Raw genomic sequence first — 18,055 nt, 5'->3', positions numbered from 1 at the left:
TCCTACAGTGGAACGGTGTGTTTCTTAGTGCTGCAGAATCTTGTTGAGGAAGTGCTGCGTACGCTCGGCGCGGTGGCTGATGTCGCCGAAGAACTCCTCTTTCTTGCAGTCTTCGATGATCTTGCCCGCGTCCATGAAGATCACCCGGTCCGCCACTTTACGGGCGAAGCCCATTTCGTGGGTCACGCACATCATGGTCATGCCTTCGTGGGCCAGTTGCACCATCACGTCGAGCACTTCGTTGACCATTTCCGGATCGAGCGCCGAGGTCGGTTCGTCGAACAGCATGACGATCGGGTCCATCGCCAGCGCACGGGCAATCGCCACACGCTGTTGCTGACCACCGGAAAGCTGGCCCGGATGCTTGTGGGCGTGCGCCGAGAGACCGACGCGCTCCAGCAGTTGCAGGCCTTTCTTGGTGGCTTCTTCCTTGCTGCGGCCCAACACCTTGATCTGCGCGATGGTCAGGTTTTCGGTGATGGTCAGGTGCGGGAACAGCTCGAAATGCTGGAACACCATGCCCACGCGCGAACGCAGTTTCGGCAGGTTGGTCTTCGGGTCGGCGATGGACGTGCCGTCGACCACGATGTCGCCTTTCTGGAATGGCTCCAGTGCGTTGACGCATTTGATCAGGGTCGATTTGCCGGAACCGGACGGCCCGCACACCACGATCACTTCGCCTTTTTTGACCTCGGTGCTGCAATCAGTCAGCACCTGGAAGTCCCCATACCACTTGTTGATGTTTTTGATAGAGATCATACGGCGAACCTTTTTTGCAGACGCTTGACCAGCTGCGAGGCGGCAAAGCTGATGATGAAGTACACGAGACCCGCGAAAATCAGGAACTCATTGGAGCGGCCGATGATGTCGCCACTGGCACGCGAAGCGTTGAGGAAATCCACCAGGCCGACGGCGTAGACCAGCGAGGTGTCCTGAAACAGGATGATGCTCTGTTGCAGCAGCAACGGGGTCATCTTGCGGAACGCTTGCGGCAGGATGATCAAACGCATCATCTGGCCATACGTCATGCCCAGGGCCTGGGCAGCACCCATCTGGCCTTTGGGAATCGACTGCACGCCGGCGCGGACGATTTCGCAGAAGTACGCCGCTTCAAACATCATGAACGCCACGATGCAGGAAGCGAACGCGCCGATCGGCGTGTCTTCGCCGGTGATCCAGCGCAGCACGAACGGCACCGCCAGGTAGAACCAGGTGATGACCAGCAGCAGCGGAATCGAACGGAAGTAGTTGACGTAGGCGCCGGCGATGTTCGACAGCAATTTGCTGTGGGACAGGCGCATCAGCGCGAGGATGGTGCCGAGGATGATCCCGCCGATCACGCCCAGCGCCATCAGTTGCAGGGTCATGACCATGCCGTTCCACAAGCCCGGCAGGGACGGGATGATGCCCGAGAAGTCGAATTCCATCATTTACCCCCTACGGAAATCAGGCCCGGTACGGCGACTTTCTTCTCGACCAGGCGCATCAGCAGCATCAGGCTCATGTTCAGGGTGAAGTAGATCAGCGTGGCCAGGGTGAACGCTTCGAACAGGTTCGCGGAGAACTCGGCGGTCTGCTTGGTTTGCGCAAGCAACTCCATCAGGCCGATCAACGAGGCGACCGAGGTGTTCTTGAACACGTTCAAAAATTCCGAGGTAAGCGGCGGAATGATGATCCGGTAGGCCTGGGGCAGCAGCACGTTCCAGTAGATCTGCGGCAGCTTGAAGCCCATGGCGCGGGCGGCGGATTCCTGGCCTTTGGGCAGCGCCTGGATACCGGTGCGCACCTGTTCGCAAACCCGGGCGGTGGTGAACAGGCCGAGGCAGACCACCACGCTGAGGAACGCCGAAGTGGTCGGGTTCAGGTCCTGCTTGTACCAGTCCTGCAGGTTTTGCGGCAGCAGGTCGGGCACCAGGAAGTACCAGATGAACAGCTGAACCAGCAGCGGTACGTTACGGAAGAGTTCGACGTAGCAGGTCGCGATGCCCGACACGATGCGATTCGGTACGGTGCGCATGACACCCAGAATCGAGCCCAGCGTCAGGGCAATGATCCAGGCCACGATGGCGATGGCAATGGTCCAGCCCAGACCGGTGAGGTACCAGTCGAAATAAATTTCGCTGCCCACGCCGGTGGACTTGAAGAACACGCCCCAGTCCCAGTTGTAATTCATTAGGGTCTCCCCTCGGATTCGATCATGTACAAATGCCCGCCTGGGGGAAGCTCCGTTCCCGCCCCAACCTTGACGGTCAGGCACACACGAGCGGCTCGACAGCCACCGGTTCGAGTGTTTCCAAAAATGCCAGCAGGGAGTGACAACTCCTGAAAGGGCAGGGGCCCTCTCAGGAGATAAGGTTAGTCAGAAATCAGGATTTCTTGTCGTCAGCCGCTTTATCGGTCGGATTGGCGATCAGGGCCTTGAGCTCGTCGCTCATCGGGAAGTTCAGGTTCAGGCCTTTAGGCGGGATTGGCTGCATGAACCATTTTTCGTAGATCTTGTTGATCTCGCCCGACTTGTAGGTGGCGACGATCGCGTCATCCACAGCCTTCTTGAACGGCTCGTCGCCCTTGCGAACCATGCAGCCGTAGATTTCGTAGGACTGTGGAGTACCGGTCACGGCCCAGTCATCAGCCTTCTTGGCCTTGGCTGCTTCACCGGCCAGCAGGGCGTCATCCATCATGAACGCAACGGCACGGCCCGATTCCAGCATCTGGAAGGACTCGCCGTGGTCTTTGGCGGAGATGACGTTCATGCCCATTTGCTTGTCGGCGTTCATCGACTTGAGCAGACGCTCGGACGTGGTGCCTGCGGTGGTCACGACGTTCTTGCCTTTCAGGTCTTCAAAGTCCTTGTACGCCGAGCCTTTCTTGGACAGCAGGCGCGTACCGATTTCGAAGATGCCGACGGAGAAGTCAACTTGCTGCTGACGCTCGACGTTGTTGGTGGTGGAGCCGCACTCGACGTCTACGGTACCGTTCTGTACCAGCGGGATACGGGTTTGCGAGGTCACCAGGTTGTACTTGACCTGGAGGTTCGGCATGTCCAGGTCTTTCTTGATCGCTTCAACGATTTTCAGCTGCAAGTCGTGGGAGTAGCCGACCGGTTTGCCGGTAGCGTCCGCGATGTAGGAAAACGGAATGGAAGCGTCACGATGCCCGAGAGTGATGACACCGGACTCTTTGATCTTCTTCAGTGTGCCGGTCAGTTCGGCAGCGAAAACTGGAGTGGTAATCAGAGCGGCAGCAATGGCTGCGCCCAGGATATGGGGAACGATGCGCATCAAATTTTCCTCGACATTGTTTTTTTTATGGAGCCAGTTCATCGGCCCTTTTGTGCTTCGAATGCCGACTGGCCTGTGAAGGTCCGCGCAGCAAGCATTCGTTCAAAGTGTAGAGCATGAGTCGTGCCAGGCCTGGTGATAAGGATCAAAGTATTGATTTATAAGGGTATTAAGTTTTATTGAGGCCTTTTTCAGCGCCGGATAATCCGGTTAACCGAATCGACCGACAGGTCGCGTTCGGAAAACCGAATACAAGATGTACGCTAACCCTGTAGGAGCCGGCTTGCCGGCGATGAGGTCCTTGGCTATTGCGCCAGGCTCAGGGACGCCATCGCTGGCAAGCCAGCTCCTACAGGGATTGATGGTGTTTCCAGGATGCAAAAAAGCCCCTGAATCTCGCGATTCAGGGGCTTTCGTTTGAGCGAGGCTGAAATCAGGCCGCTTCGATCTTGCTGCGGTTCTGCTCGACCTTGCTCAGGTAATCCGCCAGCGCTTGCTGCTCGGCCGGGGTGGTGAACAGGCCCAGCTTGCTGCGGCGCCACAGGATGTCATGGGCGGTGGTCGCCCATTCTTCGCTGCACAGGTAATCGACTTCGCGGGTGTAGAGACCGCCACCGATATGCTCGCCCAAGTCGCTGAGGTTTTGCACGCCTTCCAGCATGCGCCAGGTGCGGCTGCCGTAGGTGGTGGCCCAGCGGCGAGCGATTTCGGTCGGCACCCAGTCGAACTGGTCGCGAATCCGCGAGCTCAGGGCTTGCGGGGTGGTCATGTCTTCGCCGCCCGGCAAAGTTGCGGTGGCCGTCCAGCTCGACTTGATGTGCGAGAAGTACGGTGCCAGTTGCGCCAGCGCCGACTCGGCCAGTTTGCGGTAGGTGGTCAGCTTGCCGCCGAACACCGACAACAGCGGCGCTTCTTCGCCCGTGCCCGACAGAGCGAGGGTGTAGTCGCGGGTGACCGCCGACGGGTTGTCGGATTCGTCGTTGCACAACGGACGAACGCCGGAATAGCTGTGCAGGATGTCGTCGCGGCTGATCTGTTTCTTGAAGTGGGCGTTGACCACTTTCAACAGGTAATCGGTTTCGCCTTCGGTGATCGCCACTTTCGCTGGGTCGCCGGTGTATTCGCGGTCGGTGGTGCCGATCAGGGTGAAGTGGTTCAGGTACGGAATGGTGAAGACGATGCGCTGATCTTCGTTTTGCAGAATGTGCGCGTGATCGCCTTCGTACAGTTTCGGCACGATCAGGTGGCTGCCCTGGATCAGACGAATGCCGTACGGCGATTCCATCTTCAGGTCGTCACGAATGAACTTGGCGACCCACGGGCCGGCCGCATTCACCAGCGCCTTGGCGCGTATCGAAAACAGGCTGCCGTCGGCGCGTTCCAGATGCAGGTGCCACAGGCCCTTGGTGCGGCGGGCGCTGACGCAACGGGTTTGCGTGTGGACGTGAGCGCCATTTTCGCGAGCCGCCATGGCGTTCAGGACCACCAGGCGCGCATCGTCGACCCAGCAGTCGGAGTATTCGAAGCCTTTGGTGATTTCGCTTTTCAGCGGGCTGTCCGGGCCGAACTTGAGGCTTTTCGAACCTTCGAGTTTTTCCCGTTTGCCGAGGTTGTCATAAAGGAACAGGCCGGCGCGAATCATCCACGCCGGGCGCAGGTGCGGGCGATGCGGCAGCACGAAACGCATCTGCTTGACGATGTGCGGGGCCTTGGCCAGCAGCACTTCGCGTTCGGCGAGGGCTTCGCGCACCAGACGGAATTCGTAATGTTCGAGGTAGCGCAGGCCGCCGTGGATCAGCTTGCTGCTGGCGGAAGACGTGTGGCTGGCCAGATCATCCTTTTCGCAAAGGAATACCGAAAGACCGCGGCCGGCGGCATCCGCTGCGATCCCCACGCCATTGATCCCGCCACCGATGACGGCAATGTCGTAGACCTCAGCGAGAGGGGGCGTAGGCAAGGTGGAAGTGGGCATCGGCTGGCCTCGGTTTTTATGATTTCAGTATTTGATTTCGAACATTAATGTTCATTTGCGAAAATGGTAGCCCATAAAGGCGCGCACGGCCAGTCAGCTTCGATTGAAAAAACTCATCGAAGGGGCGTGAAAGGAAAATTTTCGAACATTGGCGGGGCGGGAGAGGGAATTGCGGAGATTAACTGTAGGAGCCAGCTTGCTGGCGATGGCGTCTTTGAGTGCGCCATCGCCAGCAAGCTGGCTCCTACAAAGAGGGGTGTTAGCGATCAGAGGGGTTAAACAACCTCAAGCCGAATCTTGTGCTGACTCAACAACTGCGCCAGCGCCGGCACAGGCTGCTGATCCGTCACCAGGCAATCGATCAGGCTGATCGGCCCGAGGCGAATCATGGCGTTGCGCCCGAATTTGCTCGAGTCCGCAGCCAGAATCACCTGCCGGGCATTGGCGATGATCGCCTGGGACACCCGCACTTCCTGATAATCGAAGTCCAGCAGGCTGCCGTCTTCATCGATGCCGCTGATGCCGACCAAGGCAAAATCGACCTTGAACTGGTTGATGAAATCCACGCTCGCCTGACCGACCACGCCGCCATCACGACGCACGTTGCCGCCGGTCAGCAGCACGTCGAAATCGTCCTTGGCACTGAGCATCGAAGCCACGTGCAGGTTGTTGGTGATGATCTTCAGGTGATTGTGATTGAGCAGCGCCCGGGCAATCGATTCGGTGGTCGTACCGATGTTGATGAACAGCGAGGCGTGATCGGGAATCTGTGCGGCAATGGCTTCGCCGATACGCTGCTTTTCATCGCGCATCTGATCGGCGCGCATGGCGTAGGCGGTGTTCTCGACACTGGAATCGTAGGCTGCGCCGCCATGATAGCGACGCAACAAATTGGCTTCCGCGAGCTGGTTGATGTCGCGGCGGATGGTCTGCGGTGTAACGACGAACAGCGTGGCCATTTCCTCGATGCTGACATAGCCGCGTTCGCGAACCAGTTCGAGGATTTGCTGCTGACGGGGAGGCAGATTCATGGGGCTTCCTTTGGGCTGCCGTGCAAAATTTGCCCATGATGCCGCAGGAATCCGCTCCCGACCAGTTACAACCGGATACGAGTCCGGTCCGTGGCTTATTCAGCGCCTTCGTGCGGTTCCCAATCGCGGGTGCGGCTGACGGCTTTTTTCCAGCCGGCGTAGAGTTTTTCCTTCGCGGTTTCGTCCAGGGTCGGTTCGAATTCCCGCTCGATCACCGCCTTGCCGCGCAGTTCTTCCAGGCTGCCCCAGAAGCCGCACGCGAGACCGGCGAGGTAAGCCGCACCCAGCGCCGTGGTTTCACGCATTTTCGGGCGCTCGACCTGAGTGCCGAGGATGTCGGCCTGGAATTGCATCAGGAAGTTGTTCGCCACCGCGCCGCCGTCCACGCGCAAGGCTTTGAGGCGTTCGCCGGAATCCTGTTGCATGGCGTCGAGCACGTCGCGGGTCTGGTAGGCAATCGACTCCAGCGCTGCGCGAATGATGTGATCCACGCGTACGCCGCGAGTCAGGCCGAACAGCGCGCCACGGGCATACGGGTCCCAGTAGGGCGCGCCCAGGCCAGTAAAGGCAGGCACCAGGTACACGCCGTTGCTGTCCTTGACCTTGTTGGCGAAGTATTCGGTGTCGTGGGCGTCGTTGATGATTTTCAGTTCGTCACGCAGCCATTGAACGGTGGAGCCACCGTTGAATACTGCGCCTTCCAGCGCGTAAGCCACTTCGCCGCGCGGGCCGCAGGCAATGGTGGTCAGCATGCCGTGCTTGGATTTCACCGCTTTGTCGCCGGTGTTCATCAGCAGGAAGCAGCCGGTGCCGTAGGTGTTTTTGGCCTGGCCAGGCTCGACGCACATCTGGCCGAACAGGGCGGCCTGCTGGTCACCGGCGATACCGCCGATGGCGATGCCGCTTTTGGTGTGGCCGTAGATTTCCGACGACGATTTAACTTCCGGCAGCATCTCGCGCGGAATATCCAGCAACTCCAGCATCTTCGCGTCCCACTGCAAGGTGTGGATGTTGAAGAGCAGGGTGCGCGAGGCGTTGGTGTAGTCGGTGACGTGCACCTTGCCGCCGGTAAATTTCCAGATCAGCCAGCTGTCGACGGTGCCGAACAACAGTTCGCCATTGCGCGCACGCTCGCGGCTGCCTTCGACGTTGTCGAGGATCCACTTGAGCTTGGTGCCGGAGAAATACGGGTCGGTGACCAGGCCGGTGGTGTCGCTGATGTATTGCTCGTGGCCATCGCGTTTGAGCTGCTGGCAGATCTCGGTGCTGCGGCGGCACTGCCAGACGATCGCGTTGTAGATCGGGCGGCCGGTGGTCTTGTCCCAGACTACAGTGGTTTCGCGCTGGTTGGTGATGCCGATGGCGGCCACTTGGTCATGATGCAGGCCGGCTTGTGCCAGGGCCTCGACCATCACGGCGCTTTGGGTGGCGAAGATTTCCATCGGGTCATGTTCGACCCAACCGGCTTGCGGGTAATGCTGAGCGAATTCGCGTTGTGCGGTGCAGACCACGTTCGCGTCGCGGTCGAAAATGATCGCGCGTGAACTGGTCGTACCCTGATCGAGGGCAATGATGTAGTTCTTATTCTGAATGTCGGTCATGTCGATTGCCTTGGACGAAATAAGGGGGTGAGGTCAGGCGCGGGACCAAACGGGCAGGATCTCGCGCCTACGGTATCAAGAAGTTCTTGGTTTGCCGTCAATGGCCGGTGATGCGTCCTTTGTAGCAGGTTCGGTGCCGGGCAGATGACGGGCAATCAACCCGCGATACGCTGCAGCCCCGAGGCAGGCACCGACAATCGGTGCAAAAATCGGAATCAGGAAATAGGGGATGTTGCGTCCGCCGGTGAGGGAAATTTCACCCCAGCCTGCAAAGAAAGTCATCAGTTTGGGACCGAAGTCGCGCGCCGGGTTCATCGCGAAGCCGGTCAGCGGGCCCATCGAACTGCCAATCACGGCGATCAGCAGGCCGATCAGCAATGGCGCCATGGGGCCGTTCGGCAAACCGTTGTTGTCGTCGGTCAGGGACATGATCACGCCCATCAGGATCGCCGTGATGATCACCTCAACCAGGAAAGCCTGGGCGGTCGACAGGACCGGATTGGGGAATGTCGAAAACACGGACGCCAGTTCGAGGCTCGCTTGAGTGCCACGAACCATGTGGTGAGTTTGTTCGTAATCGAAGAACAGGTTGCTATACAGCGTGTAGACCAACAGCGCGCCGCAGAAGGCGCCCGCCACCTGCGCAAGAATGTAGAACGGCAGTTTGCGCTTTTCGAAATCGGCAAAAATGCTCAGCGCGATGCTGACGGCAGGATTGAGGTGAGCCCCGGAAATCCCGGCGGTCAAGTAGATCGCCATGCTGACGCCAACGCCCCAGATAATGCTGATTTCCCACAAACCAAAGCTGGCACCCGCGACCTTGAGCGCGGCAACACAACCGGTACCAAAAAAGATCAGCAGCGCAGTGCCGAGAAACTCGGCCATGCATTGGCTGGAGAGCGACGGTTGTTGTAAAGCAGTTGTCATTTGAAGCCTCTTTGTTTTTGTTGTCTGGCGCTTTTTTCGTCATGGCCAAAGCGCGTTTTTCGCCGGGGCAGGATCCCCATCCTGTCTCCCGGTTTACGGCTGGGTGTTGCGGGGTGACGTTGTACGGTATTCAGATTCGAAAAAATATAGACAAGAAACACTGCTGTCAAAGGTCGAAAGTGAACCATCAGTCACATTCCAACTATTAGTCACATGAATGATCGTTTTGTTTTACGGGCGGTCTGGAGGCTGACGAACGGTAAAGCAGCGCCTCAGACGTTGGAAACGTTGGCGCGATAGAGCCTTTTAGGGAGCGATGACCTAGAATTCAGCGCAGTATTTTTTCTCTGTCGCCCAGTCTGGAGCTGTCATGACCCCCGCATTGGATTTGTTGAAAAAAGTTCGTGCCGAACATCACGTGCACAGTTACGAACATGATCCGAAGGCCGCATCCTATGGGCTGGAGGCGGCGGAGAAACTGGGCCTGGACCCGGCGCAGGTGTTCAAGACATTGTTGGCGGCCAGCGAAAAAGGGGAGTTGTTGGTGGCGGTGGTGCCGGTCGTCGGAACTCTAGATCTGAAGGGCCTCGCGCACGCGGCGGGCGTGAAAAAAGTCGAAATGGCCGATCCGGCCGCTGCGCAGCGGTCCACCGGTTATCTGTTGGGCGGCATCAGTCCGTTGGGGCAGAAGAAACGCCTGCGCACCTTTATCGATAATTCAGCCCAGCCCTTTGCGAGCATTTTTGTCAGTGCCGGTCGGCGCGGTCTAGAAGTTGAACTGGCTCCGGCGGTGCTGGCCGAACACACCCAGGCGACGTTCGCCGATATCGGCCGCGCCTGAATCAGGGAGAAGGTTATGCAGCTTGAGTTTCATCAGGTCGACGCGTTCAGTGATCGCCCGTTCAGTGGCAACCCGGCGATGGTCTATCGGCTGGATGCCTGGCTCGCCGACGAGTTGATGCAGAAGATCGCCGCCGAGCACAACCTCGCCGAAACCGCCTTTGTGGTGCGCGAGGGGCAGGGCTGGCACATTCGCTGGTTTACCCCGACCACCGAAGTGCCGCTGTGCGGGCATGCCACGCTGGCCTCAGCTTATGTCCTGTTCGAAATCTATAAAGAGCCCGCGGAACGCCTGGATTTCACCTGCAAATCCGGCCCGCTGAGCGTGAGTCGCGAAGGCGATCGGCTATGGCTGGATTTCCCGGCGATCGAGCCTTCGGAACTGGGTGTCACTTTGGACGTCGAGCGCGCACTGGGCGTCGAAGCGGTCGATGTGCTGGGCTCGAATGAATTGCTGGTGGTGCTGGAGTCCGAGCAGGCCGTGCTGGATTGTCAGCCGGACATGACCGCTCTGGCGAAACTGCCCTGGCTGGGCGCCATCGTCACGGCGCGGGGCAGCAAGCATGATTTTGTGTCGCGATACTTCGCGCCGGCCATCGGTATCAATGAAGACCCGGTGACGGGCTCGACTCATTGCAGCCTGATTCCGTACTGGTCGAAACGGTTGGGCAAGACGGGTTTGACGGCGTATCAGTGTTCGAAACGCGGTGGTGCGTTGTTCTGCCGGCTGGAAGGGGACCGGGTGAAGATCGGTGGCAATGCGACGCTCGTTGCGAGCGGAACGCTGATCCTCGGTTGACCCCAATCCCTGTAGGAGCCGGCTTGCTGGCGATGCAGGCAACTCGGTCTTCCTGTTGCACCGAGTTGCTTGCATCGCCAGCAAGCCGGCTCCTACAGATTTTGTGTATCAGCTGGCGGTGCTGTAGCGGCGAACACCGGACTCGACTGCCGGAATTTGCGCTGCGATGCTGCCGGACGCCTGAAACAACACGAGGTGCTCAGCCGCAACCCGAATACCCACTTGCGCGCCGACCTGATGATCGACATGGCTCGGGAAGATCGACTCCAGTTGCGCGCCCGTCGGCAACTGCAACCGATACAGCGTCGACGCACCCTGGAACGACTTGCCGACAATCCGTGCCTTCAAGGCGCTGTCCGGTGCGTAAACGATATCGTCCGGCCGCAGCAAAACATCCACGGCGCCACCAATCGGCCAGGTGTAGGCCCGATTGCCGCGCAGTTCACCCAGTTCGGTTTGTACCGATTCCGGGCTGCTCAGCTGACCGCGAATGAAGTAACCCTGGCCGATGAAACTGGCGACATAGGGTGTCAGTGGCTCGTGATACAGGTTGTAGGGCGTGTCCCACTGTTCGAGGCGGCCTTCCTTGAAAACCCCGACATGGTCGCTGACTGCGAAGGCTTCTTCCTGATCGTGGGTTACCAGAATCGCGCTGGTGCCACGGGCTTTCAGGATGTCACGCACTTCATGGCTGAGCTTGCGCCGCAGTTCGCCGTCGAGGTTGGAAAAGGGTTCGTCGAGCAGCAGCAGTTGCGGTTCCGGCGCCAGGGCGCGGGCCAATGCGACGCGCTGTTGCTGACCGCCGGAAAGCTCGTGCGGGAAGCGTTTGCCGAGGTTCTTCAGGTTGACCAGTTCCAGCAACTCTTCGGTGACACGATCCTTTTGCGGATGCTTGCGAATACCGAAGGCGATGTTTTCGGCGACGCTCAAGTGCGGAAACAGTGCGTAATCCTGGAACACCATGCCGATCCGGCGCTTCTCCGGCGCAAGGGTGAAACCGGCGCTGGACAGGGTTTCGCCGGCCAGGGTGATTTCACCTTCGTGTACCGGTTCAAAACCGGCAATCGCTCGCAGCGTCGTGGTTTTGCCGCAGCCCGAAGAGCCGAGCAGGCAACCGATGTCGCCGGCATTCAGATGCAGGTTGAGGTTCTGCACGACGCGCTGGTCTTGATAGCCGCAGGCGAGGTTGCGCAGGTTAAGCAGTAATGGCTGGCTCATGCGTGATGGTACGAAGGCGGGACGAGAAACTCGAGCAAGGCCTTCTGTGCGTGAAGACGGTTTTCCGCTTGATCCCAGGCGACGGAGCGCGGGTCATCGAGCAGGTCGAGGCTGATTTCCTCGCCACGGTGGGCGGGCAGGCAGTGCATGAACAGCACGTCTTCGGCGGCCAGGTCCAGCAGCGCGCGGTTGACCTGGAACGGCGCGAACAGCTTCAGGCGCTTGGCGGTTTCCTCTTCCTGGCCCATGGAGGTCCAGACGTCGGTGCTCACCAGGTGCGCGCCGCGTACGGCGTCCTTCGGGTCGCGAACGATGGTGACCCGCTCGCCAGCCTTGGCCACGAATTCAGGGTTGGGTTCATAACCTTCAGGGCAGGCGATGCGCAGCTGGAAGTCGAACTGGATCGCCGCTTCTATATAGCTGTTGCACATGTTGTTGCCGTCGCCGATCCAGGCCACGGTCTTGCCCTGGATCGAACCGCGGTGTTCGAGGAAGGTTTGCATGTCGGCCAGCAACTGGCACGGGTGCAGGTCATCGGACAGGCCGTTGATCAGCGGAACGCGTGAATTGGCGGCGAATTCGGTCAGGGTGCTGTGGGAAAAGGTACGAATCATCACGGCATCGAGCATGCTCGACATGACGATGGCGGCATCACCGATCGGTTCGCCACGGCCCAGTTGCGTGTCGCGGGGCGACAGGAAGATGGCCTGGCCGCCGAGCTGGATCATGCCAGCCTCGAACGAGATCCGGGTACGGGTCGAGGACTTCTCGAAGATCATCCCGAGCACGCGGTTTTTCAGAGGCTCGAACAGTACGCCGCGGTTACGCAGGTCTTTGAGCTCAACGCCTCGACGGATCACGCTGACCAGCTCTTCGGGCGTGCAATCCATCAGGGAGAGAAAGTGCCTTGCGCTCATCATTGACTACCTTTTTGCAACAGACCGCAGATACTCAAAGCCTTGTTTAACGGAACAACGGGCGAGACCTGCGGCGTAAGCCGCACGGGGCGACGAAATAGGGAAGGCGCGATCTTGACATTAAATGTCGCGTTTTTCCAATAGGCTACGGTGTTTAGGGGATTTCAGAGGGGCTAGGGGGGTTACCGCAATAGCGCGTTTGAAGTCGGTTTCCTGACAGCAGCCCGTCATTTGTACACCGGGCTTGCGGGGCTTTGCAATCAAGCGGGGCGGGGATGGCGCGGTGGTTGTCGGTTTTCGGCGGGCTATTCGAGATCAACGATGGCAATGTGCCTCGTCGGAAACACTTGCTAATGCAAAGTGCTGGGTTATAACTAAGTCACGAACGACGCAGGAAGCCATTTGGAATGGAATCGAAAGAACAGCAACTCATGGAATTGCTCGGGCTCACGGCCCGCTCACTGACGCACCTCACGGCTTCCATGACCTCGATGTCTTTCGAGCTTCTGCGAAGCCAGGACGAGGTCACCCGGGCTGCGGGTCGGCGCATGATTGACCGCATGGCCACCATCAGCGCAGGTCTCGACGAGCATTGGCGCATCATCGGCGAACTCACCGGGGTACATGTCGCCCACGAGCAGATCGAAACCATTCAGGAGATCCAGTTGCAGGCACCGCCAAGGCTGCCGTCGAACTGATCCCTCGCGGCCATCGGCTGGCCTGATGGGTGGCGATTCACACGATGAACGTCGCTGGCGCAGCGGCAGGGCACGGGCCATAGTTTTGCTCCCGCGGCCGTTATTGCCCGCCCAGAACAAGACAGAGACTGGCCATGACCAAGACTCTCCATCACCGTGCCTGCCACCTGTGTGAAGCCATCTGCGGCCTGACCATCGAGACCACCGAGACCGATGGCGCCGTGCAGATCACCTCGATCAAGGGCGACGCCCAGGATACCTTCAGTCGCGGGCATATCTGCCCCAAGGCTGTTGCCCTGCAAGACATTCAGAACGATCCGGACCGCTTGCGCCAGCCGATGTTGCGGGTCGGCAGCGAATGGCAGCCCATCGCGTGGGAAGACGCCTTCAGCCTTGTCGCCGCACGCCTGGCCGGGATTCAGGCCCGACACGGGCAGAACGCGGTAGCGGTTTATCAGGGCAATCCCAGCGTGCACAACTATGGGCTGATGACCCACAGCAACTATTTTCTCGGCCTGCTGAAAACCCGTAACCGGTTTTCCGCGACATCGGTCGACCAGCTGCCGCATCACCTGACCAGTCATCTGATGTACGGCCACGGCCTGTTGCTGCCGATCCCGGACATCGATCACACCGATTTCATGTTGATCCTCGGCGGCAATCCGCTGGCCTCCAACGGCAGCATCATGACCGTGCCGGACGTGGAAAAGCGCCTGAAGGCGATTCAGGCCCGGGGCGGCAAAGTGGTGGTGGTCGATCCGCGTCGCAGCGAGACCGCGGCGATCGCCGATCAGCATGTGTTCGTGCGCCCGGGGGGCGATGCGGCGCTGCTGTTCGGGTTGCTCAACACCCTGTTCGCGGAAGGCCTGGCGCGGGAAAGTCATTTGCCGGTGGACGGTCTGGATGAGGTGCGCGAAGCCGTCGCGAATTTCACCGCAGAAGCCATGAGCCCGTTGTGTGCCGTGCCTGCCGAGCAGATCCGCCAGCTGGCGCGGGACTTCGCGGCAGCACCGACGGCGGTCTGCTACGGGCGCATGGGTGTTTCGACCCAGGCGTTCGGCACCTTGTGCCATTGGCTGGTGCAACTGATCAATCTGGTCACCGGCAACCTCGACCGTGAGGGCGGCGCGTTGTGCACCGAACCGGCGGTTGATCTGGTGGCGTCGACTTCCGGCGGGCATTTCAACCTGTGGCAGAGCCGCGTGTCTGGACGTCCGGAGTATGGCGGCGAGTTGCCGGTGTCGGCGTTGGCCGAAGAAATGCTGACCGAAGGGGAAGGGCAGGTCCGCGCGCTGATAACCGTGGCCGGCAACCCGGTGATGTCGACACCCAATGGCCGGCAACTGGAGCAGGCGCTGGACGGGTTGGAGTTCATGGTCAGTGTCGACCTGTACATCAACGAAACCACGCGCTACGCCGACCTGATCCTGCCATCGACCTCGGCCCTGGAAAACGATCACTACGACACCACCTTCAACATGTTTGCGGTGCGTAACGTCACCCGCTTCAACCGCGCGATCCTGGCCAAGCCGGACGGCGCCTTGCACGACTGGGAGATTTTCGTCGGTCTGGCTAAGGCCTTTGCCGCAAAGACCGGCAAGGAGCTGAAGCCGACGATTCCACCGGCGCAGATGATCGACCGTGGTTTGCGGATGGGGCTGTATGGCGATGCCTCGGAGCACAAGCTGTCGCTGGCGACCTTGTTCGATCATCCGCATGGGGTGGACCTGGGCGCGCTCAAGCCGAACCTGGCATCGCGTCTTAAAACCGCTGATCAGCGCATACAGGCGGCACCTGCGGCGATTCTTGCCGACCTGGCCCGTTTCGCCGCGCTGCAAGCGCCGGCTGCCGATGAGCTGCTGATGATTGGCCGCCGCCATGTGCGCAGCAACAACTCATGGATGCACAACTACCACCGACTGGTGAAAGGCAAGCCGCGCCATCAATTGCTGATGCATCCGGACGACCTGGCCAGTCGCGGGCTCAGTGATGGGCAGCGGGTGAAGGTGAGTTCCCGGGTCGGCATGATCGAAGTGGAAGTGCTGGGCAGCCTGGACATGATGAAAGGCGTGGTCAGCCTGCCTCACGGTTGGGGCCATGCACGGCCTGGGGTGCAGATGACGATTGCCAGCGGCCAGCCGGGTTCCAGCGCCAATGACCTGACTGACGAATGCCAGGTCGACGAGTTGTCCGGGAATGCGGCATTGAACGGTGTGCCGGTGACGGTGGCGACGGCTTGATCGAGTCTGTCGGGGAGACCGAGCATGGCGCTCGGGTTTCCGTTACAATGCGCCACCGTGCCGACCCTTGAGTCGGAAAGTTCAGCCGAGGTGCTTCATGGATATCATCGAAACGATTAAAGAGCAGATTGCCAACAACACCATTCTGCTTTACATGAAAGGTTCGCCGAATGCCCCGCAGTGTGGCTTCTCCGCGAAAGCTGCACAGGCCGTGATGGCATGTGGCGAAAAGTTTGCGTACGTGGATATCCTGCAGAACCCGGAAATCCGCGCCAACCTGCCGAAATACGCCAACTGGCCAACTTTCCCGCAACTGTGGGTCGGTGGTGAGCTGGTCGGCGGTAGCGACATCATGACCGAGATGGCTGCAGACGGTTCGCTGCAAAGCACCATCAAGGCGGCTGTCGAAGCTGCTGCTGCGAACAAGACCGAAGCCTGACCCGGTCCCTGTAGGAGCCGGCTTGCTGGCGATGCGGACAAATCGGTGCAACAGAAAGACCGAGTTGCCTGCATCGCCAGCAAGCTGGCTCCTACAATAATCGCAGGCACAAAAAAGCCCCGCCTCTTAAAAGAGGGCGGGGCTTTTTATTGTCTTGAATTTAACGAACGCTAACTTACTCGTCGTCGCCCATCTGCGATTGCAGATAGTTCTCAAGACCAATCTTGTCGATCAGGCCCAGTTGGGTTTCCAGCCAGTCGATATGTTCTTCCTCGGACTCGAGAATGTCTTCGAGCAGTTCACGGCTGCCAAAGTCGCCAACCGTCTCGCAATGAGCGATCGCAACTTTCAGGTCAGCATGCCCGGTACGTTCGATACGCAGGTCGCACTCAAGCATTTCCTTGGTGTGCTCGCCGATGTGCAGCTTGCCCAGGTCCTGCACGTTTGGCAGGCCTTCCAGGAACAGGATGCGCTTGATCAGCTTGTCCGCGTGTTTCATCTCATCGATGGACTCGTGGTATTCGTGCTTGCCGAGCTTGTTCAGACCCCAATCTTCATACATGCGCGCATGCAGAAAATACTGATTGATCGCGACCAGCTCATTGGCAAGGATCTTGTTGAGATGCTGGATGACTGTAACGTCGCCTTTCATGATGGGGTCCTGCCCTGTATTAGCTGTCTATAAACCAGAGTTTGAGCCGCACAATTAAGAGTGTCAAACCTAAGTTATTGAAACTTAAATGAAAATTAATCGGAATAAGAATGTTTGTGTTCCGCGTCTAGGGCGTAAGCAATTGATTTTCAGGCATAAAAAAACCGGACTTGAAGTCCGGTTCTTTGAAACGGGGTATTTACGCGGCAGTAAATTCTACAGGGAAAGGAATCGCCGCCTGGGCTGTTTGCAATTTGGTCAGGGTTTCACGCACCACTTCCTTGGCAAGGCAGGCGCATTTACCGCATTGGCTGGCTACGCCGGTAGCCTGACGGACTTCCTTGTAACTGCAGCATCCTTCATAGATTGCATCGCGGATTTGACCGTCGGTGACGCCAGTGCAGAGGCAGACATACATAAGTGAAAACCGTCGCTGGTTGTGACTCAATTGCGATGGATCTTAATGTTAACGAGAATGATTGTCAAAGTGGTTTCTGAAAGCTTTGCGTTATAAGACAGCGTGACTGACGAACGGTTTTCTTCTGGGCAATCTGCCAGTAACTGCAGAGAAGGCAAATTGTCCTGTACGTGAAAAACCGTTGAGGACAGGTGAAAAACGCAGTGTATGATGGCCGGTCCTTATGAAGCGGGTGGGTGTCACAGGGCTGTCGCCTGAGGGTGGCAGGCTGGCGCAAACCCGGAACTTCACGTTTTTACACCAGGAGATATTCAATGAGCGTACTCGTAGGCAAGCAAGCCCCTGACTTCACCGTACCGGCCGTACTCGGCAATGGCGAAATCGTCGACAGCTTCACCCTGTCGTCGGCCATCAAAGGCAAATACGGCCTGGTGTTCTTCTACCCACTGGACTTCACCTTCGTTTGCCCATCCGAGCTGATCGCTCTGGACAACCGCATGTCTGACTTCAAGGCACGCAACGTTGAAGTGATCGCCGTTTCGATCGACTCGCACTTCACTCACAATGCCTGGCGCAACACCCCGGTGAACAATGGTGGCATCGGCGAAGTTCGCTACACCATGGCTGCCGACCTGAAACACGAAATCGCCAAGGCTTACGACGTTGAATCCGAAGGCGGCGTGGCTTTCCGTGGCGCATTCCTGATCGACGACAAAGGCGTTGTCCGCTCGCAGATCATCAACGACCTGCCGTTGGGCCGTAACATCGAAGAGCTGGTCCGCCTGGTTGACGCTCTGCAATTCCACGAAGAGCACGGCGAAGTTTGCCCTGCCAACTGGAAGAAAGGCGACAAGGGCATGACCGCTTCGACCGAAGGCGTCGCGGCTTACCTGACCGAGAACGCTGCTGCCCTGTAAGGCGCGTTCGAGGCATAAAAAAACCGGCCGTTGAGGCCGGTTTTTTTATGGGCGGGATAAACGCAGGATTCTGTAGGAGCGAGCCTGCTCGCGATGGTCGTGAAC

General features: G+C 58.9%; 18 protein-coding genes. 6 read left to right on the top strand and 12 right to left on the bottom strand.

Going from position 1 to position 18,055, the window contains the following annotated elements; all coding sequences use genetic code 11:
• Positions 1–24 precede the first annotated feature (24 nt).
• From ACF6ZU_RS06715 to ACF6ZU_RS06680, 8 genes are all read right to left on the bottom strand, one after another.
• Positions 25–759: an amino acid ABC transporter ATP-binding protein gene (locus ACF6ZU_RS06715; protein ID WP_008056645.1), complete on the bottom strand. Its 735-nt coding sequence runs from the start codon at positions 757–759 to the stop codon at positions 25–27.
• The gene (locus ACF6ZU_RS06710; protein ID WP_392891056.1) at positions 756–1,427 is read right to left on the bottom strand and encodes an amino acid ABC transporter permease; all 672 of its coding nucleotides are present in this window, start codon (positions 1,425–1,427) and stop codon (positions 756–758) included. Before ACF6ZU_RS06710 ends, ACF6ZU_RS06715 begins: the two co-directional genes overlap by 4 nt.
• On the bottom strand, positions 1,427–2,173 hold the full coding sequence (locus ACF6ZU_RS06705) for an amino acid ABC transporter permease (RefSeq protein ID WP_392891055.1): 747 nt from the start codon (positions 2,171–2,173) through the stop codon (positions 1,427–1,429). Before ACF6ZU_RS06705 ends, ACF6ZU_RS06710 begins: the two co-directional genes overlap by 1 nt.
• Before the next feature lie 193 nt (positions 2,174–2,366).
• Entirely contained in the window at positions 2,367–3,281 is a 915-nt protein-coding gene (locus ACF6ZU_RS06700) for a glutamate/aspartate ABC transporter substrate-binding protein (RefSeq protein ID WP_392891054.1), read from the bottom strand.
• 433 nt (positions 3,282–3,714) lie between these two features.
• Positions 3,715–5,253, bottom strand: coding sequence for a glycerol-3-phosphate dehydrogenase (glpD, locus tag ACF6ZU_RS06695; protein WP_392891053.1), 1,539 nt, complete (start codon positions 5,251–5,253; stop codon positions 3,715–3,717).
• Positions 5,254–5,528: 275 nt separating this feature from the next.
• The gene (locus ACF6ZU_RS06690) at positions 5,529–6,284 is read right to left on the bottom strand and encodes a DeoR/GlpR family transcriptional regulator (protein WP_007916700.1); all 756 of its coding nucleotides are present in this window, start codon (positions 6,282–6,284) and stop codon (positions 5,529–5,531) included.
• 95 nt (positions 6,285–6,379) lie between these two features.
• A complete protein-coding gene (glpK, locus tag ACF6ZU_RS06685; protein WP_392891052.1) occupies positions 6,380–7,885 on the bottom strand; it encodes a glycerol kinase GlpK in 1,506 nt (501 codons plus the stop codon).
• A gap of 75 nt (positions 7,886–7,960) precedes the next feature.
• Positions 7,961–8,812: an MIP/aquaporin family protein gene (locus ACF6ZU_RS06680; RefSeq protein WP_392891051.1), complete on the bottom strand. Its 852-nt coding sequence runs from the start codon at positions 8,810–8,812 to the stop codon at positions 7,961–7,963.
• A 370-nt stretch (positions 8,813–9,182) separates the two neighbouring features.
• On the opposite strand from ACF6ZU_RS06680, the gene ybaK reads away from it, so the two are divergent.
• Both ybaK and ACF6ZU_RS06670 read left to right on the top strand, forming a co-directional pair.
• Positions 9,183–9,653, top strand: coding sequence for a Cys-tRNA(Pro) deacylase (gene ybaK / locus ACF6ZU_RS06675; protein ID WP_392891050.1), 471 nt, complete (start codon positions 9,183–9,185; stop codon positions 9,651–9,653).
• A 15-nt stretch (positions 9,654–9,668) separates the two neighbouring features.
• Positions 9,669–10,451, top strand: coding sequence for a PhzF family phenazine biosynthesis protein (locus ACF6ZU_RS06670; RefSeq protein ID WP_392891049.1), 783 nt, complete (start codon positions 9,669–9,671; stop codon positions 10,449–10,451).
• A gap of 108 nt (positions 10,452–10,559) precedes the next feature.
• Here the strand turns inward: ACF6ZU_RS06670 and ACF6ZU_RS06665 are convergent, their stop codons facing one another.
• A complete protein-coding gene (locus tag ACF6ZU_RS06665; RefSeq protein WP_392891048.1) occupies positions 10,560–11,669 on the bottom strand; it encodes an ABC transporter ATP-binding protein in 1,110 nt (369 codons plus the stop codon).
• Positions 11,666–12,586: an ornithine carbamoyltransferase gene (argF, locus tag ACF6ZU_RS06660; RefSeq protein ID WP_392891047.1), complete on the bottom strand. Its 921-nt coding sequence runs from the start codon at positions 12,584–12,586 to the stop codon at positions 11,666–11,668. The genes ACF6ZU_RS06665 and argF overlap by 4 nt, the downstream gene beginning before the upstream one ends.
• A gap of 407 nt (positions 12,587–12,993) precedes the next feature.
• Between argF and ACF6ZU_RS06655 the strand changes: the two genes are divergently transcribed.
• The 3 genes from ACF6ZU_RS06655 to grxD all read left to right on the top strand — a co-directional run bounded on the left by ACF6ZU_RS06655 (position 12,994) and on the right by grxD (position 15,963).
• A complete protein-coding gene (locus tag ACF6ZU_RS06655; protein ID WP_392891046.1) occupies positions 12,994–13,284 on the top strand; it encodes a hypothetical protein in 291 nt (96 codons plus the stop codon).
• Between the two features lie 134 nt (positions 13,285–13,418).
• Positions 13,419–15,524 carry a molybdopterin oxidoreductase family protein gene (locus tag ACF6ZU_RS06650; protein WP_392891045.1) on the top strand — a complete coding sequence of 702 codons (2,106 nt, stop codon included), beginning with the start codon at positions 13,419–13,421 and terminating at the stop codon, positions 15,522–15,524.
• A gap of 97 nt (positions 15,525–15,621) precedes the next feature.
• Complete coding sequence (gene grxD, locus ACF6ZU_RS06645; RefSeq protein WP_194692629.1) at positions 15,622–15,963, top strand: Grx4 family monothiol glutaredoxin; 342 nt, start codon at positions 15,622–15,624, stop codon at positions 15,961–15,963.
• A gap of 175 nt (positions 15,964–16,138) precedes the next feature.
• Here the strand turns inward: grxD and bfr are convergent, their stop codons facing one another.
• Together bfr and ACF6ZU_RS06635 are read right to left on the bottom strand one after the other, a co-directional pair.
• The gene (gene bfr, locus ACF6ZU_RS06640; RefSeq protein ID WP_060539557.1) at positions 16,139–16,615 is read right to left on the bottom strand and encodes a bacterioferritin; all 477 of its coding nucleotides are present in this window, start codon (positions 16,613–16,615) and stop codon (positions 16,139–16,141) included.
• A gap of 199 nt (positions 16,616–16,814) precedes the next feature.
• Complete coding sequence (locus ACF6ZU_RS06635) at positions 16,815–17,033, bottom strand: bacterioferritin-associated ferredoxin (protein ID WP_008057530.1); 219 nt, start codon at positions 17,031–17,033, stop codon at positions 16,815–16,817.
• Positions 17,034–17,347: 314 nt separating this feature from the next.
• Here ACF6ZU_RS06635 and ACF6ZU_RS06630 point away from each other — a divergent pair, with 314 nt between their 5' ends.
• Positions 17,348–17,950, top strand: coding sequence for a peroxiredoxin (locus ACF6ZU_RS06630; protein ID WP_008032158.1), 603 nt, complete (start codon positions 17,348–17,350; stop codon positions 17,948–17,950).
• The last annotated feature ends 105 nt before the right edge of the window (positions 17,951–18,055 follow it).

This window comes from Pseudomonas migulae (assembly GCF_043225285.1).
In the GTDB taxonomy this organism is placed as follows: Bacteria; Pseudomonadota; Gammaproteobacteria; order Pseudomonadales; family Pseudomonadaceae; genus Aquipseudomonas; species Aquipseudomonas migulae_C.
Note: the sequence above shows the minus strand (reverse complement) of the source record. Positions and strands in the feature narration are given on the sequence as shown.